At 41.8% G+C, this 25,127-nt stretch carries 29 protein-coding genes; 21 read left to right on the top strand and 8 right to left on the bottom strand.

Annotated features, from left to right (window positions below; all coding sequences use genetic code 11):
- Positions 1-8 precede the first annotated feature (8 nt).
- On the top strand, positions 9-257 hold the full coding sequence (locus BST86_RS12570) for a hypothetical protein (protein ID WP_105983556.1): 249 nt from the start codon (positions 9-11) through the stop codon (positions 255-257).
- Here the strand turns inward: BST86_RS12570 and thiL are convergent.
- Entirely contained in the window at positions 254-1,297 is a 1,044-nt protein-coding gene (gene thiL / locus BST86_RS12565; RefSeq protein ID WP_105983555.1) for a thiamine-phosphate kinase, read from the bottom strand. The two genes, BST86_RS12570 and thiL, sit on opposite strands and share 4 nt — an antisense overlap.
- A 163-nt stretch (positions 1,298-1,460) precedes the next feature.
- Here thiL and BST86_RS12560 point away from each other — a divergent pair, with 163 nt between their 5' ends.
- From BST86_RS12560 to BST86_RS12500, 13 genes are all read left to right on the top strand, one after another.
- A complete protein-coding gene (locus BST86_RS12560) occupies positions 1,461-1,790 on the top strand; it encodes a HesB/IscA family protein (RefSeq protein ID WP_105983554.1) in 330 nt (109 codons plus the stop codon).
- A 114-nt stretch (positions 1,791-1,904) separates the two neighbouring features.
- Positions 1,905-3,353: a Fe-S cluster assembly protein SufB gene (gene sufB / locus BST86_RS12555; RefSeq protein WP_055411568.1), complete on the top strand. Its 1,449-nt coding sequence runs from the start codon at positions 1,905-1,907 to the stop codon at positions 3,351-3,353.
- A 44-nt stretch (positions 3,354-3,397) separates the two neighbouring features.
- Positions 3,398-4,294 carry an N-acyl homoserine lactonase family protein gene (locus tag BST86_RS12550; RefSeq protein ID WP_105983553.1) on the top strand — a complete coding sequence of 299 codons (897 nt, stop codon included), beginning with the start codon at positions 3,398-3,400 and terminating at the stop codon, positions 4,292-4,294.
- Positions 4,294-4,701 (top strand): component of SufBCD complex, encoded by a 408-nt coding sequence (locus tag BST86_RS12545; protein WP_105983552.1) that lies wholly within the window; start codon positions 4,294-4,296, stop codon positions 4,699-4,701. Before BST86_RS12550 ends, BST86_RS12545 begins: the two co-directional genes overlap by 1 nt.
- A 5-nt stretch (positions 4,702-4,706) precedes the next feature.
- Positions 4,707-5,459: a Fe-S cluster assembly ATPase SufC gene (sufC, locus tag BST86_RS12540; protein WP_105983551.1), complete on the top strand. Its 753-nt coding sequence runs from the start codon at positions 4,707-4,709 to the stop codon at positions 5,457-5,459.
- 102 nt (positions 5,460-5,561) lie between these two features.
- Positions 5,562-6,875 (top strand): Fe-S cluster assembly protein SufD, encoded by a 1,314-nt coding sequence (gene sufD / locus BST86_RS12535; RefSeq protein WP_105983550.1) that lies wholly within the window; start codon positions 5,562-5,564, stop codon positions 6,873-6,875.
- Positions 6,876-6,963: 88 nt separating this feature from the next.
- A complete protein-coding gene (locus tag BST86_RS12530; protein WP_105983549.1) occupies positions 6,964-8,178 on the top strand; it encodes an aminotransferase class V-fold PLP-dependent enzyme in 1,215 nt (404 codons plus the stop codon).
- A 29-nt stretch (positions 8,179-8,207) separates the two neighbouring features.
- A complete protein-coding gene (locus BST86_RS12525; protein WP_105983548.1) occupies positions 8,208-8,612 on the top strand; it encodes an META domain-containing protein in 405 nt (134 codons plus the stop codon).
- Positions 8,605-9,030 (top strand): SufE family protein, encoded by a 426-nt coding sequence (locus BST86_RS12520; protein ID WP_105983547.1) that lies wholly within the window; start codon positions 8,605-8,607, stop codon positions 9,028-9,030. The genes BST86_RS12525 and BST86_RS12520 overlap by 8 nt, the downstream gene beginning before the upstream one ends.
- Before the next feature lie 3 nt (positions 9,031-9,033).
- Entirely contained in the window at positions 9,034-9,354 is a 321-nt protein-coding gene (locus BST86_RS12515) for an SUF system Fe-S cluster assembly protein (protein WP_055411560.1), read from the top strand.
- Between the two features lie 2 nt (positions 9,355-9,356).
- Positions 9,357-9,866: a DUF2480 family protein gene (locus BST86_RS12510; RefSeq protein ID WP_105983546.1), complete on the top strand. Its 510-nt coding sequence runs from the start codon at positions 9,357-9,359 to the stop codon at positions 9,864-9,866.
- A 96-nt stretch (positions 9,867-9,962) separates the two neighbouring features.
- Positions 9,963-10,862 carry a DUF3078 domain-containing protein gene (locus BST86_RS12505; protein ID WP_105983545.1) on the top strand — a complete coding sequence of 300 codons (900 nt, stop codon included), beginning with the start codon at positions 9,963-9,965 and terminating at the stop codon, positions 10,860-10,862.
- A gap of 157 nt (positions 10,863-11,019) precedes the next feature.
- On the top strand, positions 11,020-11,922 hold the full coding sequence (locus tag BST86_RS12500; RefSeq protein WP_105983544.1) for a DUF3078 domain-containing protein: 903 nt from the start codon (positions 11,020-11,022) through the stop codon (positions 11,920-11,922).
- A 41-nt stretch (positions 11,923-11,963) separates the two neighbouring features.
- Here BST86_RS12500 and BST86_RS12495 read toward each other — a convergent pair whose 3' ends face one another.
- The 3 genes from BST86_RS12495 to BST86_RS12485 all read right to left on the bottom strand — a co-directional run bounded on the left by BST86_RS12495 (position 11,964) and on the right by BST86_RS12485 (position 15,288).
- A complete protein-coding gene (locus tag BST86_RS12495; protein ID WP_105983543.1) occupies positions 11,964-13,508 on the bottom strand; it encodes an AsmA family protein in 1,545 nt (514 codons plus the stop codon).
- A gap of 26 nt (positions 13,509-13,534) precedes the next feature.
- Positions 13,535-14,749: a GTPase HflX gene (hflX, locus tag BST86_RS12490; RefSeq protein ID WP_105983542.1), complete on the bottom strand. Its 1,215-nt coding sequence runs from the start codon at positions 14,747-14,749 to the stop codon at positions 13,535-13,537.
- Positions 14,750-14,835: 86 nt separating this feature from the next.
- A complete protein-coding gene (locus tag BST86_RS12485; RefSeq protein ID WP_105983541.1) occupies positions 14,836-15,288 on the bottom strand; it encodes a hypothetical protein in 453 nt (150 codons plus the stop codon).
- Positions 15,289-15,553: 265 nt separating this feature from the next.
- On the opposite strand from BST86_RS12485, the gene BST86_RS12480 reads away from it, so the two are divergent.
- Positions 15,554-16,477, top strand: a complete 924-nt coding sequence (locus tag BST86_RS12480) for a histone deacetylase family protein (protein WP_105983540.1) — start codon at positions 15,554-15,556, stop codon at positions 16,475-16,477.
- Position 16,478: 1 nt separating this feature from the next.
- Here the strand turns inward: BST86_RS12480 and BST86_RS12475 are convergent, their stop codons facing one another.
- Positions 16,479-16,907 (bottom strand): hypothetical protein, encoded by a 429-nt coding sequence (locus BST86_RS12475; RefSeq protein ID WP_105983539.1) that lies wholly within the window; start codon positions 16,905-16,907, stop codon positions 16,479-16,481.
- A gap of 92 nt (positions 16,908-16,999) precedes the next feature.
- On the bottom strand, positions 17,000-17,428 hold the full coding sequence (locus BST86_RS12470) for a hypothetical protein (RefSeq protein ID WP_105983538.1): 429 nt from the start codon (positions 17,426-17,428) through the stop codon (positions 17,000-17,002).
- Between the two features lie 132 nt (positions 17,429-17,560).
- Here BST86_RS12470 and BST86_RS12465 point away from each other — a divergent pair, with 132 nt between their 5' ends.
- The 3 genes from BST86_RS12465 to BST86_RS12455 are packed head-to-tail and all read left to right on the top strand — an operon-like array spanning position 17,561 to position 19,065.
- Entirely contained in the window at positions 17,561-18,103 is a 543-nt protein-coding gene (locus BST86_RS12465) for a hypothetical protein (RefSeq protein WP_105983537.1), read from the top strand.
- A gap of 22 nt (positions 18,104-18,125) precedes the next feature.
- Positions 18,126-18,413 (top strand): hypothetical protein, encoded by a 288-nt coding sequence (locus BST86_RS12460; protein WP_105983536.1) that lies wholly within the window; start codon positions 18,126-18,128, stop codon positions 18,411-18,413.
- The gene (locus BST86_RS12455; RefSeq protein WP_105983535.1) at positions 18,406-19,065 is read left to right on the top strand and encodes an ATP-binding cassette domain-containing protein; all 660 of its coding nucleotides are present in this window, start codon (positions 18,406-18,408) and stop codon (positions 19,063-19,065) included. The genes BST86_RS12460 and BST86_RS12455 overlap by 8 nt, the downstream gene beginning before the upstream one ends.
- Here the strand turns inward: BST86_RS12455 and BST86_RS12450 are convergent, their stop codons facing one another.
- Positions 19,066-19,941: a helix-turn-helix transcriptional regulator gene (locus tag BST86_RS12450; RefSeq protein ID WP_105983534.1), complete on the bottom strand. Its 876-nt coding sequence runs from the start codon at positions 19,939-19,941 to the stop codon at positions 19,066-19,068. It abuts the gene before it with no gap.
- Between the two features lie 189 nt (positions 19,942-20,130).
- On the opposite strand from BST86_RS12450, the gene hemA reads away from it, so the two are divergent.
- The 3 genes from hemA to BST86_RS12435 all read left to right on the top strand — a co-directional run bounded on the left by hemA (position 20,131) and on the right by BST86_RS12435 (position 23,144).
- Positions 20,131-21,393 (top strand): glutamyl-tRNA reductase, encoded by a 1,263-nt coding sequence (hemA, locus tag BST86_RS12445; protein WP_105983533.1) that lies wholly within the window; start codon positions 20,131-20,133, stop codon positions 21,391-21,393.
- Entirely contained in the window at positions 21,386-22,330 is a 945-nt protein-coding gene (gene hemC, locus BST86_RS12440) for a hydroxymethylbilane synthase (RefSeq protein ID WP_105983532.1), read from the top strand. Before hemA ends, hemC begins: the two co-directional genes overlap by 8 nt.
- Positions 22,331-22,577: 247 nt before the next feature.
- Positions 22,578-23,144: a CvpA family protein gene (locus BST86_RS12435; protein WP_105983531.1), complete on the top strand. Its 567-nt coding sequence runs from the start codon at positions 22,578-22,580 to the stop codon at positions 23,142-23,144.
- A gap of 123 nt (positions 23,145-23,267) precedes the next feature.
- Here the strand turns inward: BST86_RS12435 and BST86_RS12430 are convergent, their stop codons facing one another.
- Entirely contained in the window at positions 23,268-25,121 is a 1,854-nt protein-coding gene (locus tag BST86_RS12430) for a SulP family inorganic anion transporter (protein WP_105983530.1), read from the bottom strand.
- Between the last annotated feature and the right edge of the window lie 6 nt (positions 25,122-25,127).

The raw sequence follows: 25,127 nt of genomic DNA, 5'->3' as shown, positions 1-25,127 counted from the left end.
AACGACACATGCAAAACCCCTTTAAGCGTCTGGTCTGCTTCATTTCTGGGCATCAAATGGAAATTTCTCACGTGGTCAATGATCGCGTCAATGAATGGTGTTGCACCAAGTGCAACAAGCAAGTTACTAACAATATCTATGGTGAGACCGTACCGCTTAATGACATTTATGAGCGTATCAACAAGTCACTAGCACAGCTGGCTCGTAAAAAAGCCGGTCGCCCAGCCAGAGTTATTCAAAAGGCAAAAGCGGCCTAGCTTTCAAAACTGTTCCATCCCATTGCCTTAATGGCAACCTGCTCGCCGCCTCGCGTGACCAGGTGTATACCATCACTTTGAGGTAAAACGTGCCCTATGATGGATAGGTTAGGATTTGCTTTAATCTTAGGGAAATCTTCCTGCTTCACAGTAAACAATAGCTCATAATCCTCGCCACCACTCAAAGCCACGGTTGTACTATCCAGATTGAATTCTTCACAAGAACTAATGACTGTTGGGTCCAGCGGGATTTTATCCTCATAGATTTTCATCCCAACACTAGATTGCTTGCACAAATGAATCATTTCAGAGCTTAAGCCATCACTTACATCAATCATGCTGGTAGGTAATACGTCCAGCTCTTCTAATAGTTTAGGAATATCCTTTCTAGCCTCAGGCTTGAGTTGACGCTCAATCAAATAACTGTACGCCTCGATATCTGGCTGGTTATTTGGGTTAGCTTTAAACACAGCTTTCTCGCGCTCAAGGATTTGCAATCCCATGTAAGCCGCACCTACATCGCCAGAAACTACCAGCAAATCACCATCTTTAGCACCAGATCTATACACAATCTTGTCTGGTTCCTGTTCTCCCAGCGCAGTTACTGAAATGATCAAACCACTATTGCTGGCCGTAGTATCACCACCTATAAGGTCGACACCATAATTTTGACAAGCCAGTGCGATACCATCGTACAATTCTTCTACCGCTTCTACAGGAAAACGGTTGGAAATGGCAATGGAAACCGTCACTTGTGTCGCGATGGCATTCATGGCATAGACATCTGACAAATTGACCATCACTGCTTTATAACCCAAATGCTTGAGAGGCACATAACTTAAATCAAAGTGGATGCCTTCCACAAGCATATCTGTTGTGACAACCGTGTGCTTATCGTGCTTGATGACGGCCGCATCGTCGCCTATGGCTCTTACGGTTCCCGCATTTTGGGTCGCAAAGTTTTTAGTAATATGGTCTATCAAACCGAATTCGCCCAGTTGCTCAATCGGTGTTCTTAAGGGATTTTTATCTTCAATCATGCTACAAAATTACAATTATGATTCGGGATGGACTAACGATCTGACAAGTGCGTTCATAGGCATAGTCTTTGCACATACTACCATATGAGATTATCATTGCATCCTAGCGTTTACCGCTGTTTGTATCGTATCTTTGTACACATTTATTTAATCAATTAGTACTATGATTAATGTTTCTGAAACAGCAAAAAATAAACTAACCTCGCTCATGAGTGAGGAAGGTTACTCCATCGACAAGGATTTTGTTCGTGTGGGCGTCAAGAGTGGCGGTTGCAGCGGTCTGTCCTATGATTTGACCTTTGATAAAAATACCGTTGAGACTGACAAAGTATTTGAAGATAACCAGGTACGCATCGTTGTTGACAAGCGCAGCTTTCTGTATCTAGTAGGAACGACCCTAGAATTTAGTGGTGGTTTGAACGGTAAGGGTTTTGTTTTCAATAATCCCAATGCGCAACGCACCTGTGGATGTGGAGAAAGCTTTTCTCTATAACAATAGAAGTAGAATGAGTTCGCTTTCGCGAAAGCGAAACACGCCTTAAGCTATCAGGTAAAACAATGAATAGCACCTAGGTCCTAGTTTTGGACTTAAAATAAGCAACAGATTATGGCAAAATATACTGAGGAAGAATTACAAAAAGAACTCGAGACTAAGGAGTACGAGTATGGATTCTATACAGATATTGAATCTGACACCATTCCCGTAGGCTTAAGTGAAGATGTGGTGCGCATGATAAGCGCTAAGAAAAATGAGCCGCAATGGATGACAGAATGGAGACTTGAGGCATATCGTCACTTTGTAAGCATGCATGAGCCAGAATGGGCAAACGTGACTTATGAAAAACCAGACTTACAAGCCATTTCATACTATTCTGCACCTAGTAAGAAACCGAAATATGAAAGTCTTGACGAGGTTGATCCAGAATTGCTGGACACTTTTAAAAGATTGGGTATTTCCATTGATGAGCAAAAAATGCTTGCTGGTGTAGCGGTAGATATCGTGATGGACTCGGTTTCTGTAGCAACGACATTCAAGAAAACACTCGCCGAGAAAGGCATTATCTTCTGCTCCATTTCTGAAGCTATTCAAGAGCATCCAGAATTGGTAAAGAAATACTTGGGAACCGTGATCCCGCAAAAAGATAATTACTATGCGTCCTTGAATGCAGCCGTATTCTCTGATGGTTCTTTCTGTTACATTCCTAAAGGCGTACGTTGTCCTATGGAATTGAGCACCTACTTCCGTATCAATCAAGCGGGAACAGGACAATTTGAAAGAACCCTTGTAGTGGCAGATGAAGGTAGTTATGTGAGTTACCTAGAAGGTTGTACTGCACCATCACGTGATGAAAACCAATTGCATGCGGCTTGTGTGGAATTGATTGCCCTTGATGATGCAGAAATCAAGTATTCTACCGTACAAAACTGGTATCCAGGAAACAAAGAAGGAAAAGGTGGCGTCTACAATTTTGTAACCAAACGTGGTATTTGCGAGAAAAACGCTAAGATCTCTTGGACACAAGTAGAAACTGGTAGTGCCATCACATGGAAATATCCTAGTTGTATTTTGAAAGGTGACAACAGCGTTGGGGAATTCTACTCTATCGCGGTAACCAACAACTTCCAGCAGGCAGATACGGGAACCAAGATGACGCACATTGGTAAAAACACCAAGTCTACGATTATCTCAAAAGGTATCAGTGCCGGTAAATCGCAAAACTCTTATCGTGGCCTAGTACAAATCAACTCAAGAGCCAGTAATGCCCGTAACTTTTCACAATGTGATAGTTTGTTGATGGGTAACGAGTGTGGTGCACACACGTTTCCGTATATCGAGACTAAAAACAACAGTGCCAAAGTCGAACACGAGGCAACGACCAGTAAAATAGGTGAAGACCAGATTTTCTACTGCAATCAGCGTGGTATCGATACTGAAAAAGCAATTGCACTTATCGTCAATGGCTTTTCCAAAGAAGTATTGAACAAGCTACCAATGGAGTTTGCCGTAGAAGCACAAAAACTACTAGAAATAAGCCTAGAAGGATCTGTAGGATAGAAGATTCCAATTATTTCAAAATCAATCAAAAAAAACCAAAAACAATGAAAAACATAATTTACATTATTGCAACAGTGTTGTTGCTTACTTCATGTAACGACTTCAAAAAAGGTTTTGAAGAAGGAATGACAAATGCAGAGGCTGAGGCAGCCCAGCAAGATAGCCTTGCCAATCTACCAGAGGTAAAACTCCACATTTTTGATGGTGGTAGTGTTTTGGCAAAACAAAAAGTCATGTTCTCTGAAGGTGATCGTTATGAAGGAGAATCCATCCAACTAGCGGCACCGTTTTATATCATACAGCACCCAGAAGGAACTTTATTATGGGACACAGGTCTTCCAGAAGGACTTGTAGGTCAAGGCGATGTCACTCCAGAAGGTGACGCGTTTACCATTTCACGCAGTGAGAAAATTGTTGATCAATTAAAGTCGGTAGGATTAACTCCAGCAGATATTGACATGATTGCGTTTTCACACGTACACTTTGATCACACTGGTGCTGCAAACAATTTCCCAAATGCAAAATGGTTAGTACAACAAACTGAGCTGGATTTTATCAATAGCGACGCCATCAAAGGCAATCCGTTTTATGCTCCAGATTCATTTAGCGAGTTGAAAAACACGCAAGTGCTTAATGGAGACTTTGATATCTTCAACGACGGTAGTGTGGTGGTTAAATCCTTTCCAGGTCACACCGCAGGACACCAAGCGCTATTCCTTAGCTTAAAGGAATCTGGTCCGACCCTATTATCCGGTGACACGTACCACTTTGAGCAAAACCGTGAGGATGCTGTCGTTCCACAATTTAACTATGACATTCCAGAGAGTAAGCAAAGTATTGAAGAGTTTGAAGCTTTCGCGAAAGCGAAAAACGCAACAGTCATTATACAACATGACCTAGATGACTTCAAAAATACAGTCGCCAAAACACCGCTTAAGTAATGAGAAGCCTTCTCCTTTCACTCTTCTTATGCATCGGTCTACTGGTAGGTTGCAAGAATGAATCTGAACCAAAAAGTACAGAGGAAAACGTGCTTACCTATGATGAGCCACGGTACAAAGGCGATTTCATTTATCTAGCAGATGCGGCGGTACTTTCCACCAGCGACGATATTTATGCGGTGAAAATTGACGAAAAGGCAACAGAGCTGGCCAGCAAGGCCAAAGAGTTTCAAAGAACACCATACGATATGGTACAAGTAGTTGTGACTGGCGAACTAGTTCCGAATCCACTAAAGGCAGAAACCGGCGAAGGCTGGGATCAAATGCTGGTCATTGATAAAATTATAGAAGTGCGCAAATCAAAATCATCCAGTGTGATTCAAGCGCAAGAACAAGAAGATAACTAACAGATATGTTGAAAGTAAAAAACCTGCACGCCACTATCGACGGCAAGGAAATATTAAGAGGAATCAATCTAGAGGTAAAAGCTGGAGAAGTCCACGCGATCATGGGACCTAACGGTTCTGGAAAATCTACGTTAGCAAACGTGATTGCCGGTCGTGAGGAATACGAAATGTCAGAAGGTGAAATCTCTATGAACGATGAAGATATTACGGAGCTTGATCCAGAAGAAAGAGCACACAGAGGCGTTTTTCTATCCTTTCAATATCCTGTAGAGATTCCTGGTGTAAGCGTCACCAACTTCATGAAAACGGCCATCAATGAGACGCGTAAGGCTCAAGGTAAGGACGAGATGCCTGCAAAGGACATGTTGAAGATGATACGCGAGAAGTCAGAACTTCTTGAAATCGATCGCAAATTTCTTTCCAGATCATTGAATGAAGGTTTTTCTGGTGGTGAAAAGAAGCGTAACGAGATATTCCAGATGGCTATGTTAGAGCCTAAACTGGCCATTCTTGACGAGACTGATTCTGGTCTTGACATCGACGCTTTACGTATCGTTGCTAATGGTGTCAACAAATTGCGCAGTAAGGACAATGCGACTATCGTGATTACTCACTACCAGCGTTTGCTTGATTATATCGTTCCAGATTACGTACATGTTCTTTTCAATGGACGCATCGTGAAATCTGGTGGTAAAGAATTGGCGCACGAGTTGGAAGAGCGCGGTTACGACTGGATCAAAGAAGAAGTAGAAGCATAGATTGAATAAGTAAAGCTTTGATGATTTTGCTTTATCGCTTTGCTGTCTACCAACAGCGAGGCACGAAAGTCAAATCATCATCCAGCTTAAAAGTAAAACTATATGAGTTTTAAAGATAACATCCTTTCCTCTTTTATGGCCCTTGAAAATGAGGTCGATACAGATAGCTATGTGCATGAACTGCGCAACAAGGCCTTATCTGATTTTGAGGAAAAAGGACTGCCGTTACGTAAGGATGAGGCCTACAAATACACATCCTTAAAAGCGCTTTTCAATAAAGATTACAGCCTATTCCCTAAAAAGGAAGTCACGCTGGATTATGCAGAGATCAAAAAATACCTCATCCATCAAATCGATGCTTATCGTGTGATATTTGTTGATGGTGTTTACAGTTCGCAGCTTTCTCAAACCACACACGAGCAGTTTGATGTGTGTTTGATGTCCAGCACGTTGAACAATCCAAAGTATGCTCCGATAATTGAAACCTATTATAACCAGTTAGCAGGTAAGGATAGCTTAACGTCTCTCAATACGGCTTTTGCCAGAGAAGGTGCCTATATCCATATCCCTAAAAACATAGCCGTCAATAAGCCTATAGAGATCGTTTATTTCTCCACAGGTAGTGAGGCAGCTATGATGGTCCAACCACGTAATCTTGTAGTAGTAGGTGAAAATTCACAAGTACAAATTATAGAGCGCCACCAAAGCTTGACTGAAAACAATGTACTAACTAACAGCGTAACTGAAGTTTTTGCAGATCAACGCTCTTTAGTGGATTACTATAAGATTCAAAACGACCAACAAAGCGCATCCCTTATTGACCATACCAACGTGCAGCAACAAACCAATAGCGAGGTGCGTTTGCACACGTTCTCATTTGGCGGTGCTTTGACACGTAACAACTTGAACTTTTTCCAGTTGGGTGAGCACTGTAACTCACTGCTCAATGGTGTGACGATTATAGGTGATAAGCAACATGTGGATCATTCCACGTTAGTGCACCACACCGCGCCTAATTGTGAGAGTTATCAAGAATACAAACAGATTTTTGATGATCGTGCTGTAGGTGTCTTTAATGGTAAGGTACTGGTAGATAAAATTGCCCAAAAAATCAATGCCTTCCAGCAGAATAACAACATTTTGGTTAGTGATAAAGCTACTATAAATGCCAAGCCGCAACTGGAAATATTTGCAGATGATGTGCGCTGTTCACACGGTTGTACTATAGGACAACTGGATGAAGAAGCGATGTTCTACATGCAGTCTCGCGGTATAGGTAAAAAAGAAGCTAGAGCACTATTGATGTTTGCTTTTGCAAATTCAGTCTTGGAAAGCGTCAAGATTCCTGAAATCAAATCGCGCATCACAAAATTGATCGCCATGAAATTAGGTGTAGAGATTGGGTTTGATTTATAGATTCAAATCAACATAAATTTAAAGCCCGATCTGTTGATCGGGCTTTTGTTTTCAAGGTTATGAATGCATCACATCGTACCTTTACATTATGCTAGACATCAAAAAAATACGTGCCGATTTTCCCATTCTCAACCGTGAGGTGAATGGACAGCCTTTGGTTTATTTTGACAATGCAGCGACTTCACAAAAGCCATTGCAGGTCATTGAAAAAATCACGGAATACTACACACTTTACAATGCCAATATCCATCGCGGTGTTCATGCCTTAAGTCAGGAAGCCACAGATCTATTTGAAGCTTCCCGAGAAAAGTGTCGCGCATTTTTCAACATCCCAACCGCTAGACAGTGCATTTTCACCTCGGGAAACACACATAGTATCAACGCTGTTGCTAGTGGTGCACATGTGTTTGTGAAAGAAGGTGATGAAGTCATCGTTAGTGCGGTTGAACATCATTCCAATATCGTTCCATGGCAAATGCTGTGTGAACGAGTTGGTGCTTATTTAAAGGTCATTCCAGTAATGGATAACGGCCAGCTGGACATGAAGGCCTATCACGATTTGTTGAATCCCAAAACCGCTTTTGTCGTTGTCAATCACATTTCTAATGCCTTAGGTGTCACAAATCCAGTAAAAGAGATCATTGCTGGCGCTCATAAACATCAAGCTAAAGTGCTTATCGATGGCGCACAATCTTGTGGTCACATGAAAGTTGATGTGCAGGAACTCAATGCAGACTTTTATACCATGGCAGGTCACAAAATGTGCGGTCCAACAGGAATAGGACTACTTTATGGAAAAGAAGAGGCATTAAACGAACTCCCACCATATCAAGGCGGCGGCGAGATGATTGATCAGGTGAGCTTTGAAAAGACGACTTATGCAGGATTACCTCACAAATTTGAGGCTGGTACGCCTAATATCGCTGGTGGTATCGCCTTAGGTGCTGCAGTAGACTACCTCAATAGCATAGGCATGGATGCAATCGCTGCCTATGAACATGAATTACTGGTTTATGGGACAGAGCAAATTAAAACCATTCCAGGAGCTACCATTTACGGTGATGTGGCTGACAAAGCGGCGGTAATTTCATTCAATGTTGATGGGATTCACCCATATGACATAGGAACGATTGTTGACAAGTTAGGTATTGCTGTGCGCACGGGCCACCACTGCGCGCAACCAGTGATGGATCGCTATCAAATAGCAGGAACCATAAGAGCCAGCTTTGCATTCTATAATACAAAGGAAGAGATAGACGTTATGGTACAGGCTTTGCACCGTGCAGTAAAGATGTTATCTTAACATCATTAACCTATGCTAATTGAATAGCTATGAAAACTAAATTTCTACTTTTTGGGATGATGATTTTGACACTTGTTGCCTGCGATGAGCTGGAAGATATCAATGGGTCTTATGAGGTCGTTACCATTGATGGTCAAAATATGGCCGGTCAAGGCATCACTATCAATATAGATATGTCAGAAAAAGAAAATCGTATCTCTGGAAACAACAGCTGTAATGAATACAGCGGTACGTTTGAAAATCCAGAAGCAAATAATGTGGACATTGGAATGATCATGGCAACTAAGATGTACTGTGAAGAAAAGGCAAAAACAGAGCAGTTATTCATGAATCAGCTGGCGTTAGTCAAAAAAGCAGAATACAAAAACGATCACTTGAGATTGATGGATGAAGATGGAATGGTATTGATCAAGGCAAAAAGAGTCAATGAGTAGCATAAAAGAAATACAAGAAGAAATCGTAGACGAGTTCGCCATGTTTGACGACTGGATGCAACGCTATGAATACATGATCGATCTAGGTAAAAGTTTGCCCATTATTGATGAGCAATACAAAGACGAGGATCACATCATCAAAGGTTGTCAGTCTAAAGTATGGGTTCACGCAGATCTTGACCAAGACAAAGTCGTTTTTACCGCAGACAGTGATGCCATTATAACAAAAGGGATAATTGCTATTCTCATACGTGCCTGGTCCAACCAAAAACCGCAGGATATTCTGGAAGCAGATACAGATTTTATTGATGAAATAGGCCTTAAAGAGCACTTATCTCCTACTCGAGCAAATGGCTTGGTATCAATGATCAAACAACTTAAAATGTACGCAGTGGCGTATCAATCACAACTTAATTAAACCATGGAAGAAATCAACGGACAAGAACTAGGTGAAAAGGTCATACGCGTTATCAAAACCATTTATGATCCAGAAATTCCAGTGGATATTTATGAACTGGGATTGATCTATGACGTGATGGTAAGTGAAGAAGCAGAGGTAAAAGTGCTCATGACTTTAACATCACCCAACTGCCCAGTAGCAGAATCACTGCCTGCCGAGGTTGAGGAAAAAATTAAGTCTCTTAAAGAAGTCAAGGATGCAGAAGTGGAGATCACTTTTGATCCACCATGGAACAAGGACTTGATGAGTGAAGAGGCAAAGCTAGAACTGGGAATGCTCTAAAAATGAGAGAAGAAATCATCAATCGTGTTGCAAATTCCAAGCTCAAGAATTTTGACCTTGAGGATTATTATGTCGCAGGACCGCGCACAGAGATTGATATCTCGCAATGGTTGATGGAAGGATTAGTGTTGATGGAAACTCGCTTTCGCGAAAGCGTAAAAAACACAGACTTCACGGTCTATAAAAATCATCACGTTGCCCTTAATTGCAGTACAGACGCCATAGTGCCGCCGTGGGCATGGATGTTACTGCAATCTCAATTGACTGGAATAGCCGAGACCGTAGTCCTTGGAACTCTTGAAGACCTGGAGACTCATTTGTACCGCAATGTAATGGCTCATATTGATCTGTCCAGTTATAAAGACCTGCCGGTAATTGTAAAAGGCTGTTCTAAAAAGCCAGTTCCCGTTGCAGCATACCTAATGATTACAGAGAAGCTTCAAGGCATCGCCAGCAGCGTGATGTATGGAGAAGCCTGTTCATCGGTTCCTGTTTACAAAAAACGCCGGTAGCACGCGTCTTAAGCCTTTCCACGCCACAGCTTTCATTTTTCTATTTAGGATTTATAAAAAGAACCTTAGTTTTGGGATTTACTTAAACTAGGTTATATGAAAAAACTTCTACTTTCTGCCCTGTTGCTAGCAATGATGGCAACCACACAGGCACAAGATGCAGATCCTGATGCTCAACCACAAGGTTGGTCAAAAGGCGGTACGTTTCAATTACTGTTCAATCAATCTGCCTTTAATGCAGAATGGACTGGTGGCGGTACTTCCAGTATTGCTGGAAACGCGGGAATCAATTACGATTTTAATTACCTAGATGGTCGCACCACTTGGGACAGTAAGATCATTGCAGAATACGGTATCACTAAGCAAGACGGTGATGACTTCACTCGCAAGACCAACGACAGGTTGGAATTCAATTCGGTTTATGGGTATAAAGTGTCTGAGGAAAGCAAGTGGTCTTATTCCTTCTTCTTTAATGCACTTACTCAATTTACTAAAGGATACACATTTAGTGAAGATCCTGATACTGGCGAGACGATACGCACCGAGCGTACCCATATTCTTTCTCCAGGATACTTCCAGGCTGGTCCAGGTATGTTATATAAGAGAGACGAAAACTTCTCTGTAAACATCGCACCTGCAACTGCAAGATTGATCGTTGTTGACGATCAGTTTACATCTGGAGTTGATTATCAGGATGGTGCATACTTTGGTGTAGATGCAGGTGAGAGTTCCAGATTTGAATTTGGTGCCTCTGTAAATGCATTGTACAAATTTGATATTGCAGAAAACATCACCATGGACAATGTTCTATTGCTGTACTCCAACTACCTGGACAAACCAGGAAATGTGGACATCAACTACTCTGCAGCAGTAAACATGAAAGTCAACGAATGGCTAAGTGCCAACTTGATTTTCCAAGCAATTTATGACGACAATGCCGTTGGAGCCTTCCAGATACGTGAGGTGTTTGGATTGGGACTTAACTACAAACTATAGCTTTGTATTCTACAGAGATATCAAAAGCACCCTAATTGGGTGCTTTTTTGGTTTTGGTACATCAAAAAATCCCAGAAGACACAAGAAGTCCAAAAATCATTCGTTTTTAGAAAAAACAAGAAGATTCTATCTTTGCCAAAATCGAAAACCACCACCTATGAGAATATTGATGTGCCTTTTACTTTTTCTAACCTCGATGGTAAAGCTACAGGCTCAAGATGCTGGAGATGATGATGTGAATCAAAACGGCTGGAAAAACACCGGCAAACTCCAGTTTCTATTCAATCAATCTGCCTTTAATGCAGACTGGACCGGTGGCGGTACATCCAGTATTGCGGGCAGTTTTGCAGCAGACCTTGATTTTAATTATACAGAAGATCGCATCGCATGGGAAAACAGCATTAGTGCAGAATACGGTCTAACCATTCAAGAAAATGAGAAGTTTACCCGCAAGACCAATGATAGAATAGAGCTTAACAGCGTCATAGGCTATGAAGTCAATGAAAATGACGACACGGCCTACTATTCGTTCTTTATCAACGCAATGACGCAAGCGACTAAAGGCTATGTCTATGCCACAAATGAAGATGGTGAGATCACAAGAACAGAGCGCACTAACATGTTTTCTCCAGGGTATTTTCAAGCCGGCCCAGGATTTTTGTACAAAAAGAATAAGGTGCTTACGCTTAATGTAGCGCCATCGACTGCACGATTGATCATGGTGGATGACATGTTTACCAGTGCAGAAGATTATGAGGACGGCAGTTACTTTGGCGTGGCAGCTGGAGAAAGTAGACGTTATGAACTAGGCGCCTCCATTAATGCGGTGTACAAGCTCAAGATCATGGACAACATTACCATGGACAACAAGCTGCTCATATATTCTAATTACTTGGATAAACCAGGAAACGTCGATATCAATTATGCGACTAACATCAACATGAAAGTCAACGATTATATTAGTGCCAAGTTGATCTTTCAAGCCATCTATGACGATAACGCCGTTGGTGCCTTCCAGATACGCGAGGTTTCAGGATTAGGGTTGAATTATACCTTGTAAAGAGTATTAAAAGAGTTCGCTTTCGCGAAAGCGAAACTTCTCTAAGTCATCGTCTTAATCAAGGCCGATAGAATACTGATCCACACAAAATTGAACACAGATTGCGTCTTGTTGCGGTCTGCTTCACCATTTCCCTCACGATATTTCTCACCGTTTTTACGGCTATCATTAGCAACAAATAGATTGGCGATACCAGAGAGCAACTTATTGATTCCTGTACCATCCTTTTTCATCAGGTCGATCTTAAAGTCTTCATAGGCCATTTTCATCGCGGTCTGTGAGCGGTTATTGTTCCCTGAAATGTCAAAATAGATTTCCTGCAGTGTGCCTTCAAATCCTACATTGAGGTTGGGACCTGTGAAAGAATTGATATTTGCAGCAGGCAGTTTCCCTAGATTTCCACTAAATCTAAAGGCATCACTGGTGTCATGTACATCAAAAGCCCAATCCACATGCAGATTGCTTTGTTGGAAAAGACCATCGGCTGTGATTTTTGTGAGCTCTCCAGCGTGTTGCGTGTTACCTACGGTGGACATATTCAAATCCAGATTTGTGAATTTGATGGAGCCTGCAGGTTGATCTGCCTTAAGCTTTTCTTCATAGGTAATCACACTGTTGGAAACCGTGATGCTATCTACCATGAGATCCATATTTAAATCTCTCAGCAATTTACTGTACAGAGGTTTGAAGCTTGGATCGTCTGCTACCAGCTTATCTCGATATATGGATAACTCTGGTGTTTCTAGATGGATCTTGTCCACCTTAGTAAACAAGGTTGAGCCATTAAACCCGAAGTTGTAGCCTAGAAGTTCAACGACCGGAACGTCAAGAACGGTATAATCGCGTTCCTTATCAATAAGTCTTTTGTACTGCGTTTTAGAGAATTTAGGTTTGATGGAAAGCCTATCGATCGTGATGTCTTCTTGGGTCAAACTCATATGCCCGACACTAAGCGTTTCAAAAGGGCTGATTTTTAAAAATAATGAGTCGCTTTCCAAATGCACGTCCTCGTAAGTAACAGGAATACGTTTGCGTATGGTTTTCCCATCAGTACGAACGTCTCTCGCTGCAAATGCAGCTTTGGCAACATGCAACACCACAGAATCTTTGGAAGAGTCATAAATAGTAAATGATGTAGCTCCAATATCCACATTCTCGATAAGTACGCTTTTATCCAGCGTCGCCAGCGGATTTGCCTTTATCGTGTCAATTTGCGCAGTAGATTTGAATTTATCCTTGAAATAGACAATGTTGTTTCTATCAATATTGATTCTCTCAAACTGGATTTGATCCTTGACAAAAAACTTCCAATAGCCAAAACCAGATAAGGACAACTTATCTACGGTAGCTCTGGTGTGTACTAGAGTATCGGTTTGATTGGAGAGTTCAACATTGATATCCTTAATCGAGATGGTTCCTGTGAAGGTACTCATATACAGATCTCCATATTGAAAATCAAGTTCAGGTGAAAGCTGTTCTGCTAGAAAAGATTCCAGCTTGCTTTTCACAAGATAATTGGCATAGAAATAACCTCCAACCACCACTGTCAAAAGGCCTATAAAAACGTACAGTAGTGTTTTTTTCATGTATTTCTAGCTATAAATGGGACCTTTTACTCTTCTTCTCCCATAATATCGGGATATAGAAAAGCATTGTATGGGAATCGAGAAACGTGTATTTCTCTCACTTTATCATACACCTTCTTCCGAAACTGCTCCATATTCTCCTTCTCGATAGCGCTTATAAAAATCACATCGTCGCCAGTTCTCGACATCCAGGTGTTTTTCCATTCTTCCAAAGAATAATGAACTGAGGTGCGCTCTACCATAAGATCAGCTTCATCATAATCTTCTGGTTGGTATTTATCGATTTTGTTGAACACCATAATCGTAGGCTTATCAATGGCATCAATCTCATCCAAAATTTTATTCACTGACGCTATGTGATCTTCAAAGGACTCGTGTGAGATATCAACCACATGCAACAGTAAGTCAGACTCTCTTACCTCATCTAGAGTTGATTTAAAGGACTCTACCAGCTGTGTAGGTAGTTTGCGTATAAACCCAACCGTGTCTGTTAACAGAAAAGGTAAATTCCCGACTACCACTTTTCTCACGGTGGTATCCAGCGTTGCAAACAGCTTGTTTTCGGCAAAAACATCGCTTTTTGATACCACATTCATCAATGTGCTTTTACCAACGTTGGTATATCCTACTAAGGCAACACGCACCAGTTGACCGCGATTACCGCGTTGAGTGGCCATTTGCTTGTCAATCTTAATCAGCTTTGCTTTGAGTAAAGTGATTCGGTCCCTTACGATACGTCTATCTGTTTCAATTTCTGTCTCACCTGGACCACGCATACCTATACCACCTTTTTGTCTTTCAAGGTGAGTCCATAATCCCACAAGTCTAGGTAAAAGGTATTCATATTGAGCCAGCTCCACTTGAGTACGTGCATAACTGGTTTGTGCGCGTTGGGCAAATATGTCCAGGATCAAATAGGTTCGATCAATGATTTTTGCCTCCAGTGCTTTTTCAATATTGCGTTGTTGAGCCGGCGATAGTTCATCATCAAAGATGACGGTATCTATATCGTGGGCCTTGACATAGGCTTGTATCTCTTCCATTTTTCCAGTCCCAATAAAGGTCTTAGGATTGGGCTTTGCCATTTTCTGGCTAAATCGTTTACGCACCGTCGCACCTGCCGTATAGGCAAGGAACTCCAGCTCGTCCATATATTCATTGAGCTTTTCCTCATCTTGTGATTGCGTGATCACACCTATGAGAATGGCTTTTTCGTATTCGTGATTATCAGTTTCTAGCATATGTATAAAACAACTTATCTCAAAGATACCTTTATAACGAAGCTTAAAGGTGTCTTTGAGATAAGGTTAAGAGTTTGTAGGAAAAGTTATGAGTTGGCCAGCAACTCTTCTGCATTTTTAATTGCGGCTTGCGTGTCGTTCTTCACCTTTATTATTTCATTATAAGATGCTTGTAGGATAGGCATCTTCTCTTCCAGTTCTTCTATGGTAGATGGAGTTTCTGCTTCATAAGGAAACTTTTCAGAATAGTCTTTCATCCAGTCCATCATGGCATCGTGAGCCTCATCCAGCTGTACCTGTGCGTCAAACAGTTGTTCTACTTGAGCGTCGCTTAACGCTGCATCTTCCATTTTTGAGTCAATTTCAATGCTCAAGTCCATGAGGCGTCCCATTTCTGGCATGACTTCATCGTGGACTTCCATGGTTTGTTCTGTCAATTGATCAAAAGATGCGATTTCTTCTTCTAGCGGATCTTCTGCAACGTTTTTACAGGAAAATGCGATCATCACTATCGCAAACAAATAGATTATTTTTTTCATAATTTAGAATTAGTACCAGCTGCAATCTCAATATTTAAAAAACTCACTGTCAACATTTTGAGCTATTACAAGAGTTCTGTTTAAGTTACCACAAAGGTACTGGCAAAATCGTTGCCTATCGAATTTATCAATTACAATCTTCTTAAGTCTTTCCATATTTTCAAGGCTTAATTTTGTAAACACTGTCGCTGGTTAGCTGTTGTGATCAATCACGACCATTAATAGCAGTTTGCCGTATTGAATTCCAAATTGTACATCCACTCGCATGCTTCCTATCGCATTTCATCCTATTTATAAGCATCCGTTACCAGAAGGGCATCGATTCCCCATGATCAAATATGAATTGCTGCCAGAGCAATTAAAATTAGAAGGTATTGCAACAGAAGCCGATTTTTTTGAACCCAGCAAGTTGTGCGAGGATGTTGATGTCCTACGGGTTCACACGGCTGATTACCTGGACGACCTTAAAAACTTGACGCTGGACAAGCGTGCCGCGCGCAAACTGGGCTTTCCTTTAAGTAAAGAATTGGTCAGTAGAGAATTGCGCATCGCTCAAGGCACTATTGAAGGCTGTCTCAAAGCTATCGACCACAAGGTCGCCATGAATATTGCTGGTGGCACGCACCATGCCTATACAGATCATGGTGAGGCGTTTTGCCTGCTCAACGATCAAGCCATTGCTGCAAGGTATTTACAACACCATGGACATGCTGAAAAGATTTTGATCGTGGATCTGGACGTACATCAAGGAAATGGAACGGCAGAAATCTTTACCGGCGACGACAGCGTGTTCACTTTTTCCATGCATGGCGCGAGCAACTATCCGTTTAAAAAGGAAACTTCAGATCTGGATATCGCCTTGCCTGATGGTACCAATGACGAGGCTTTCCTGAAAGAGTTACGCCACCATCTACCAGATTTGATTGCACAACAAAAACCTGACTTTATCTTCTACCTCGCTGGCGTTGATGTGTTGAGCACTGATAAACTGGGCAGATTGGGCCTGACACCTCAAGGTTGTAAGATGCGCGATGAGTATAGTTTTTCCGCTTTCGCGAAAGCGAACCACATTTCAAAACCCTTCATACCAGTACAATGCAGTATGGGCGGAGGCTACTCACCAGAAATCAAGATCATCATAGACGCACACACTAATACCTATCGCGCTGCACGAGATATTCTATTGTAATCTATGCGATCCAATTTTTCCACTTGCTATAATGGGTGAAAAACAGCAAGGTCAAATCAAAGAATAGGATGATATATAAAACATCCCAATTGTAAAGGCTATTGTCCACCAGGCTGAAGGCAAATTGAGTGAATGCAACATCCATGATTACAGCCACAAATGAAATGGAGGCCAGTAGTGCAGCTATCTTTTTGCGCATGATGAGAAATATGCTGGATGCCGTACCAGTGACGATCGCAAAAGCCAAAACCCCAACATACCATAGTGGCAGTTCATCATTAGCAACATTAGTTACAGAATTGTTATCGAAAGATGGCGGGTTTGCCATAAAAGTATCCAAAACAAAAACGGTGAGGTCTGCGACACTCCACAACAGCATGAGAAATGAAATAATCCAAAATACGGTAGGTGGTGCTGTTCTTGTCGTCATTGAAAATTGATCTTATGTATTTCTAAAAATAAGGATGTTCCTGTAAAAACAATTCATGACCATTTAGATATTTCATATAATCGGCAACGGTCTTAAACGATCCAGCGCTTTCTTGTGGCAAACATGGCAAAAAGCACCAATATAAAACCGAAAACAAATACGAGATAAAACAAGACTTTATCAGACATTCCAACGAGATCCAAGGCGCCAGAATAAACAGTATAACCTGTACTAATAAGCACCGCTAAAAAAGAAAAAATGGCCAAAGTAACGGCAAATTTCTTGCGCGCGAGCAACATAATACAAGAGAAAGTGCCTGCAAATACGGCTATGGCAAAATTGTACATGTACCACGATGGCCGGTTATTGTACATTTCTAGTTGTTCTTGATTAAAGGTTTCTGTCATGAGTTGCGGCGCAACGGCTTCAGTTAAGAAGGCCAGAAGCCCCATGATATTCCAAAGGAGTAGCAGCACGGCAACGATCCAGAACCAGACTGCTGGTTTTTTCTTGAATTTCATCGGTTCAGTTGGTTTGGTTTGGTTTACCTTAAAACTACAGAATTTTTTCAATTCGTATCAATTACAGTTTTTGGACGTTATTGCTTTGGCACTCTTTTCGCAGGTCAGGTTCTGTTATATTTGAAACTATCTATGAAATACCTTTTCACCATTTTACTCGCAAGCTTCTCTGTGGTAGCTGTGGCTCAAAATAAAGTCTCCATGAGCATTGACAAGCCGCAAAGCTGTGGTGATGTACAAAATGAAATCATGACCTTTCTTGTAGATGGATCCCTGCAAAGCGCTGCCGTGGTAAAAAGAGAAGTATCCAGGTTGAGTTCCTGCGGTCTTGACGAGTATGACATTCGGTTTTTTGGTCGTATTGAGGCGCTATCAACACTACTCAAAAAGCTAACTAAGGACAAGCTTATCGACAACTTGACTTATGGAGATCTACTCACCGGCATCAACGATATGAAGCAAACTACCAACTATACAGAGTTGAAACAGATCGCACTCCTAAGTCAAAAACTTGCTGAAACCAAAGGAGATATAAGAACCTGGGAAACCGACGTTCGTTTATTCCAAGAATTGGGAGCCTCACAACAGGTGATCGATAAAGTGTACAAATACTTGCGAGAAAATCCAGAAAATGAATTGTCGTATCAGGAATTGCTTATGCAGATTAGGAATTAGATTTAATTTCTAATTTTAAGACGTGACCTACATTCGACTTAAATTATGGTTTGCCGTTAGAGTAGCCTTCTTCTCTGCGGTGATTTCCTTTCCAACTTTAGCAAGTGCTATGCCTCAAATAACGCTAGCAACATTTGCTACTTTTGGTATTCCTATCGGTATTCTTGCCTATCATTATTTCTATAAACAAGAGCGTTTTGTGTTCCAAAATCTCGGGATTAGAAAACGGGAATTGTACTTGTTTGCCTCTGTTTTTATTTGGATCATCACGATACCATTGTGGGCCTTAGTGACTTTGATATATGGATAAGCATACACTTTATATCAAAAACCTTCAACTTTCCTACGGTCGCAAAACGATTCTAGACCAGATCGATTTCAAATTAAAAACCGGTGACATCCATGGCTTGTTGGGTTTAAATGGTGCTGGAAAGTCTTCGCTCATGCAAAGCCTCTCTGGCAGTAACAAAAAAGCAGATTACCATGCGTTTGTTGACGAGCACTCGGTTGATTTGACCCAACAGCATCTGCAGCATGTAGCTTATTTACCGCAGGATCCGTTTGTGATAAAAGGAGTCAAGGTGACAGATGTAGTTCAATTTTGGTATCCAGATCACGAAAATCAAGACAAGATCCTCTACGAGCCCATGTTGCATTCCATGCACCACAAAAAAGTGGGTATTCTTTCCATGGGCGAGCGCCGCTTTTTAGAGTTTTTATTGGTGTTCTATTTGCCGCATCCATTCCTGATGCTGGACGAGCCGTTTTCTGGACTAGCACCTTTACAAATCCAGCGCGTGCAAGAACTCATCAAAGAAAAAGGATCCCAAAAAGGAATCCTTATATCTGATCATTACTATAAAAACATTCTACAAATCACCTCACACAACTGGATGTTACGGCATGGGAAATTATCCTTGATAAAGACAGATGAGGTTGACAAGGTTTACCGCAAGAAATAATCAATCCGCCGTCACATATTTCTTAGGCGTCGTTCCATATTTCTTTTTAAAGGCACTAATAAAATGGCTGCCGGTACTGTATCCTACCTTTAGACCAACTTCATTGACATTGTGCTGACCGCTGTCCAGCAACTGGCGTGCATATTCCAGTTTATGATCCAGCAAAAATCCATAAACCGTGTCACCGTACACTTCCTTGAAACCTTCTTTAAGTTTCTTGAGCGACAAACCTATTTCCAGTGCCAGGTCTGATAGTGATGGTGGATCTGTCATGCGCTCGATGATGATGTCTTTGGCCATCTTGATTTTGGCCATGTTTTTTTCATCGACTAGAAATGGGCAGGACTCTGTATCTGGATCATCTTTAGTATTGAAATACAGCGAAAGCAATTCATAGGATTTTCCCTTAAAATACAAACGCTTGATCGCGTCGTTCAAATTATAATTCATCAATTGGTGTAGCGCCACAGCCATAGATGGTGATACCTTTCCATCCACATAATATTTTTTGTCCCTATTTTCTGTACTTAAAAAGCTCACGTGATCTGCATCTGGCGAGAACAACGAGTGAAATTTTTTGATGGAAACCAGCACAACGATTACCCAGCTATTGGTCGATACATCGATGTTTACTGGCAAATCCCTGGTAGGATTGTACAACAAATAAGAGTTTTGTTCTAAAAGTGGCAATTGATAGCTGCCCTCGTTAAAAGCCAGCTGGACGTTACCTTTCAAACAGAAGTGAAACTGTATAAAAGTACGGTCCACGGCATGCTCAAACCTCACATTTTCAATGGTTTCATTCTTGATGCGCACCACTTGAAACCCATCTTCAATATGCGTTACTTCTGCAGCTCCTTTAGCGGTATTTTTCATAGATATTTTTATTTGTAATGATTATAAATAGCACGCTTTCGCGAAAGCGTAACTTCTCAAAACCATTGTTAATAGTGATAATACACCATTTGACATCAAAATTAGCACATTGCGACGAAAATGAAACCTCTAGCGTTATTTTTAACGAAATGCTACCATTAATTTTGCGACTTATTGCAAAAGCAATCCATGCCGCAAGTTTCGGGAAAATCTTATAAGTTCTATGCCATAGGCATCAGTTATCGCAAAGCCGATGCTGAGATGCGTGGTTCGTTCGCATTGAGCGATACCGGCATATCCAACTTATTGGAGCAGGCAAAAGAAGAAAAAATCCCATCACTTGCTGTCATTTCTACCTGTAACCGTACAGAGCTATATGGGTTTGCCCAGCATCCCAATGATTTGATTCAGTTACTTTGTGCCCATTCCCATGGAACCATGGAAGAGTTTGAGCAAGTAGCCTACATTCATGAAGAAGAAGCTGCAATCCAGCATCTATTTCAAGTAGGAACAGGTCTAGACAGTCAGATCTTAGGTGATTTTGAAATCATTGGACAGCTTAAGATGACTTTTAAAAAGTCCAAAAAATTGGGCTTGCTCAACGCCTATATGGAGCGTTTGATCAATGCGGTGATACAGGCCAGCAAACGCATCAAAACCGAAACCCAATTAAGCAGTGGCGCGACATCGGTTTCCTTTGCCAGCGTTCAATATATTTTGAATGAGGTAGAGCGCGCTCAAGAGAAGAAGATTTTGCTTTTTGGAACAGGAAAAATAGGTCGCAATACCTGTGAGAATCTGATCAAACACACGCAAAACAAACAAATCACACTAATCAATCGTACCAAAGATCGCGCAGAGCGCATCGCTGGTAAGTTTGACCTGGTCGTGCGAGATTATGCACAATTGGAAGAAGAAATCGCAGGAACTGATATTATGATTGTCGCTACTGGCGCACAAAACCCTACGGTTTCTAAAAATCTTATTGTTACCAATAGGCCTTTATTGCTATTGGATCTTTCCATACCACGCAATGTAGATCCTGATGTAAGCGAACTGGAAAATGTGACGCTTATTCATCTGGACGAGCTTTCTCAAATCACCGAAAGCACACTCCAAAACCGAGAGCATTTTATACCACAAGCGCAAGAAATCATTGCAGAGATCACGGCAGAGTTTGACGCCTGGCGCGAGTCTCGCAAGTTTGCGCCTACCATGTTTGCCCTCAAGAATAAACTGTCCTTACTCAAAGAGGCAGAAATCAAGAGCAACCGCACCAAAATTGACAACTTCAATCAAGAACAAGCCGATGTTCTTGCAGATCGTATCATTCAGAAAATTGCAGGTCATTTTGCTAACCATTTGCGCGATGAAGATGAAAACACACAGCAAGCCATTGAATTGCTCAACAAAGTCTTCAAACTAGACGCACAGACCATTGCGCATGACTAAACAGATACGCATAGGAACTCGCGATAGCGAGCTGGCCATGTGGCAAGCGCGCACGGTTCAAAACGAATTGGAATCACGAGGACATCAAACCCTACTTGTTCCCGTAAAATCCCAAGGTGACCTCAATCTGGACGAGCCGCTGTACGAGATGGGAATTACAGGCATCTTTACCAAAACACTGGATGTTGCTCTTGTTAAAGGTGAGATCGACATTGCCGTTCACAGTCTTAAGGACGTGCCTACACAGCTGCCCAAAGGCATGATCCAGGCAGCGGTCCTGGAACGCGCTGACCAGCGCGATATCTTGGTTTATAAATCGACCTTCAATCCTGACGATCACATGACGATCGCAACGGGTAGTTTGCGCCGCAAGTCACAGTGGCTCAACATGTATCCTTTGCACAAGGTGGTGGATTTGCGCGGTAATGTGAACACTAGGCTTGCAAAACTTCAAAACAATACCGACTGGCATGCTGCTATATTTGCCAAAGCTGGTCTGGAACGCATCAATATCCTCAAGAATTTGCGCGGTTCCTATAGTCTAGAATATTCACATCTAGATAGTTTTATCCCAGCACCAGCGCAAGGTGCCATGATGGTAGCCGCGATGAAGGAAAACACAGATGTGGTAGATGCCGTGGCACAGCTCAACCATCTCGACACTCAAAAATGTGTGGATGTAGAGCGATTCTTTTTACGCCGTCTGGAAGGCGGTTGTACGGCGCCCATAGGTGCATATGCGGTCATTAAACAAGGTAGATTGCATTTCACGGGCTGTTTGTTGTCGCTTGATGGAAAACAACGCATTCAGACTACCGGTATTTCAGAAAGCTTGGACTGGCACGATTTGGAAGAGTTCGCTTTCGCGAAAGCGGAACACATCCTCAACAATGGTGGTTTGAAGTTGATGGCAGATATTAAGGAGAGTTTGAAGTAATATTCCTGTCGCATTCTACAACACTTGAAATAGGTAATATTCTGCAAACGCTATGGTCACTTTCAGCTTGTCTGAGCAAAATTAGCGGTAAAGTATTTTGAATAAAAAACAATTATATACTTAACGATAAATCTAATCCGCTTATCTTCTATTCCTCTATTCTTCATACCTACGATCAAGCTTTACAATAAATGTGTTACCGCATACCTAGTACCTATTGCCTCATGCCTTTTATTATCTTAGCAATATGAATTGGTTAGACATTGCATTATTGATATTTCTATTGGTTGGATTCTGGAAAGGATACCTCAACGGCTTTTTTGTAGAATTGACCTCGCTGGTCGCTCTTGTAGCAGCCATTTACGGGTCCATTCACTTTTCTAATTATGCAGGCGACTGGCTCATGTCCCATACGGAATGGGATGATTCTACCATCACCATCGTGAGTTTTATCATCACGTTTGTGGTGATCATTCTGGTTGTGACCTATGTTGGTAAGCTGGTGACCAAGCTGGTCAAAACCGTCCAGCTCAGCTTTCTGAATAAGATTGCTGGTGGCGCATTTGGGCTGGTAAAACTAGCCTTTATCGCCAGCGTGATTTTGATGTTTGTCAACAGCGCTGCCGGTGAGATCCAAATCATCGACCGCGAGGTCAAGGAAGAAAGCCTAGTATATCCTTATGTTGAACCAGTGGCGCCGTATTTACTTCCTAAAATTCTAGAACAAGCTGACGAACTGGATCGTAAGATACGCGGTGAAGAAAAGGAATGGCGCACTCAACGAGATACCGTGCAGCCTGATACAATTTATTAATTATTCCCATTCCTCAAAGAATCGCATTCTATCATAAGGTGCAGAATTAATGCCGCACCTTATGATACGTCTGATTTGCAATAATGCGATTAAACATTATTCAAATACATCCAAGAATTTTAATCAAACCTCATCAGGTCCAACCGTATCTGCAACGTTTTGCGACACCCAACCTACACATTCTTCATAGGTGTCAAATACATGATCATTGCTAATCAAATCTGGTATGATGTCAATAGCCTCCAGTCGGTAGCGTGGTTGTTCCTTCAAACCAGCAAGTAAAGGCGTAACACCTTGCTTGATCAATGCCTGTGAGACATCTTCAAACGCAAACAATCCTGATTGATCCATGAAAGGTACTTTCTCCATCCTTATGATCACGTGCGTGGCTTTGGGCGGAATGATTTGTGACATGGCCTGAAAGTCTTTGGTAGATCCAAAAAATAATGGCCCATCCAGCTCTTTGATAAACACCTCTTCGCGTAGGTCCAATGGTACTAAGGAGTAATCCTCGTTAGTGTATTCATCCTTTCGCGAAAGCGTTTTTATTTTACTTTTTGCAGCATTTGCGTCTCCCATTTTTTTCATGAAAATTAAACTGGCAATGACCAGTCCTATTCCAACGGCATAAACCAGATCCCAAGTAACGGTCAAAATAAGCACGATAAACATGATGATGACGTCGCTTTTAGGGATGGATCTCAACGCTTTCAAACCTTTGTAATCCATCACGCCTATACCAACGGTAATCAATATTCCTGCTAGAACTGCATTGGGAATCTCACTGGCAAAACTGCCTAAAGCGACCACAATAATGAGCAATAAAACGGCGGCGATCATTCCCGATAGTTTGGTCTTACCACCAGAATTGATATTGACTACGGTCCTAATCGTGGCACCAGCGCCTGGAATACCTCCAAAAAGCGATGCGATACTGTTCCCTATTCCTTGACCTATCAATTCCTGATTGGGGTTGTGTTGGGTTTTGGTCATGTTGTCTGCAACAACGCTGGTAAGCAAAGAATCTATGGCGCCCAATAGGGAAAGCGTTAGTGCGGTGAGAATATAGGGTGAAACCTCTGCAAAACTAAAACCCGTGATGATCTCAAAATTGGGCATGGGAAAACCTGACGGAATCTCACCCAATTTCATCGCGTCCACATTTAAAAAGTACACGGCTCCAGAAACACCCAACAAGGCTATTAAAGTAGACGGAATGGCGGTAGTGATTTTCTTGAATCCAAAAATGATCACGATGGTAACGAGCGCAGTGATTAACTCTGTCCAGTTGATATTTTGTATCGCTCGCGGTAAGGTTTTAATAGTACCTATAACGCCTTTACTGGAGCTTTGGGCCATGGATTTGGCTTCGGCAGCTATTTCCTCATCGGTGATATTTTGGGCACGTGCAATTGCCGATTGAAAGTCATCGATGACGAGTACGTCCTCATCGACCTCATCTGCTAGAATACCATTGAGAATGGATTCTTGAGCGACAGGCTCAAAGGTTCTCACGTATGCTTCATCTGCTCCTGCATTATAACCTATGGCTGGCAGAATTTGGGTAATCAAGATGATCACACCTATTCCTGTCATAAATCCAGAAACCACTGGATATGGAATGTATTTGATGTATTTACCCAACTTGAGCGCTCCCAAACTTACCTGGAAAATTCCTGCCATAAGAAAGACGGCAAGTATTGCTGGTAAGGCATTCTCAATACTGCCTTCGTTCAATTGTAGTATTCCCGCAATAACCACCATACTTACGGCAGTCATGGGCGCTGTAGGCCCAGAAATCTGCGTGTTCGTGCCACCAAATAATGATGCGAAGAATCCAATGAATATAGCGCCGTATAGTCCTGCAACAGCTCCCAATCCAGATTGAACCCCAAAGGCAAGCGCCAGCGGTAATGCGACAATACCTGCGGTAAGACCTCCAAAAAGATCTCCTTTAATGTGACTAAATAGCTTCATGAATTA

This window comes from Nonlabens agnitus (assembly GCF_002994045.1).
Lineage (GTDB): Bacteria > Bacteroidota > Bacteroidia > Flavobacteriales > Flavobacteriaceae > Nonlabens > Nonlabens agnitus.
The sequence above is the reverse complement of the archived record's forward strand: the minus strand, read 5'-3'. Positions and strand labels throughout refer to the sequence as shown.

What these genes read in the sequence shown, in the direction of transcription:
- BST86_RS12570 (WP_105983556.1), top strand. Translation starts at nt 9, where the DNA reads ATGCAAAACCCCTTTAAGCGTCTGGTCTGCTTCATTTCTGGGCATCAA.
- thiL (WP_105983555.1), bottom strand. Translation starts at nt 1,297, where the DNA reads ATGATTGAAGATAAAAATCCCTTAAGAACACCGATTGAGCAACTGGGC.
- BST86_RS12560 (WP_105983554.1), top strand. Translation starts at nt 1,461, where the DNA reads ATGATTAATGTTTCTGAAACAGCAAAAAATAAACTAACCTCGCTCATG.
- sufB (WP_055411568.1), top strand. Translation starts at nt 1,905, where the DNA reads ATGGCAAAATATACTGAGGAAGAATTACAAAAAGAACTCGAGACTAAG.
- BST86_RS12550 (WP_105983553.1), top strand. Translation starts at nt 3,398, where the DNA reads ATGAAAAACATAATTTACATTATTGCAACAGTGTTGTTGCTTACTTCA.
- BST86_RS12545 (WP_105983552.1), top strand. Translation starts at nt 4,294, where the DNA reads ATGAGAAGCCTTCTCCTTTCACTCTTCTTATGCATCGGTCTACTGGTA.
- sufC (WP_105983551.1), top strand. Translation starts at nt 4,707, where the DNA reads ATGTTGAAAGTAAAAAACCTGCACGCCACTATCGACGGCAAGGAAATA.
- sufD (WP_105983550.1), top strand. Translation starts at nt 5,562, where the DNA reads ATGAGTTTTAAAGATAACATCCTTTCCTCTTTTATGGCCCTTGAAAAT.
- BST86_RS12530 (WP_105983549.1), top strand. Translation starts at nt 6,964, where the DNA reads ATGCTAGACATCAAAAAAATACGTGCCGATTTTCCCATTCTCAACCGT.
- BST86_RS12525 (WP_105983548.1), top strand. Translation starts at nt 8,208, where the DNA reads ATGAAAACTAAATTTCTACTTTTTGGGATGATGATTTTGACACTTGTT.
- BST86_RS12520 (WP_105983547.1), top strand. Translation starts at nt 8,605, where the DNA reads ATGAGTAGCATAAAAGAAATACAAGAAGAAATCGTAGACGAGTTCGCC.
- BST86_RS12515 (WP_055411560.1), top strand. Translation starts at nt 9,034, where the DNA reads ATGGAAGAAATCAACGGACAAGAACTAGGTGAAAAGGTCATACGCGTT.
- BST86_RS12510 (WP_105983546.1), top strand. Translation starts at nt 9,357, where the DNA reads ATGAGAGAAGAAATCATCAATCGTGTTGCAAATTCCAAGCTCAAGAAT.
- BST86_RS12505 (WP_105983545.1), top strand. Translation starts at nt 9,963, where the DNA reads ATGAAAAAACTTCTACTTTCTGCCCTGTTGCTAGCAATGATGGCAACC.
- BST86_RS12500 (WP_105983544.1), top strand. Translation starts at nt 11,020, where the DNA reads ATGAGAATATTGATGTGCCTTTTACTTTTTCTAACCTCGATGGTAAAG.
- BST86_RS12495 (WP_105983543.1), bottom strand. Translation starts at nt 13,508, where the DNA reads ATGAAAAAAACACTACTGTACGTTTTTATAGGCCTTTTGACAGTGGTG.
- hflX (WP_105983542.1), bottom strand. Translation starts at nt 14,749, where the DNA reads ATGCTAGAAACTGATAATCACGAATACGAAAAAGCCATTCTCATAGGT.
- BST86_RS12485 (WP_105983541.1), bottom strand. Translation starts at nt 15,288, where the DNA reads ATGAAAAAAATAATCTATTTGTTTGCGATAGTGATGATCGCATTTTCC.
- BST86_RS12480 (WP_105983540.1), top strand. Translation starts at nt 15,554, where the DNA reads ATGCTTCCTATCGCATTTCATCCTATTTATAAGCATCCGTTACCAGAA.
- BST86_RS12475 (WP_105983539.1), bottom strand. Translation starts at nt 16,907, where the DNA reads ATGACGACAAGAACAGCACCACCTACCGTATTTTGGATTATTTCATTT.
- BST86_RS12470 (WP_105983538.1), bottom strand. Translation starts at nt 17,428, where the DNA reads ATGAAATTCAAGAAAAAACCAGCAGTCTGGTTCTGGATCGTTGCCGTG.
- BST86_RS12465 (WP_105983537.1), top strand. Translation starts at nt 17,561, where the DNA reads ATGAAATACCTTTTCACCATTTTACTCGCAAGCTTCTCTGTGGTAGCT.
- BST86_RS12455 (WP_105983535.1), top strand. Translation starts at nt 18,406, where the DNA reads ATGGATAAGCATACACTTTATATCAAAAACCTTCAACTTTCCTACGGT.
- BST86_RS12450 (WP_105983534.1), bottom strand. Translation starts at nt 19,941, where the DNA reads ATGAAAAATACCGCTAAAGGAGCTGCAGAAGTAACGCATATTGAAGAT.
- hemA (WP_105983533.1), top strand. Translation starts at nt 20,131, where the DNA reads ATGCCGCAAGTTTCGGGAAAATCTTATAAGTTCTATGCCATAGGCATC.
- hemC (WP_105983532.1), top strand. Translation starts at nt 21,386, where the DNA reads ATGACTAAACAGATACGCATAGGAACTCGCGATAGCGAGCTGGCCATG.
- BST86_RS12435 (WP_105983531.1), top strand. Translation starts at nt 22,578, where the DNA reads ATGAATTGGTTAGACATTGCATTATTGATATTTCTATTGGTTGGATTC.
- BST86_RS12430 (WP_105983530.1), bottom strand. Translation starts at nt 25,121, where the DNA reads ATGAAGCTATTTAGTCACATTAAAGGAGATCTTTTTGGAGGTCTTACC.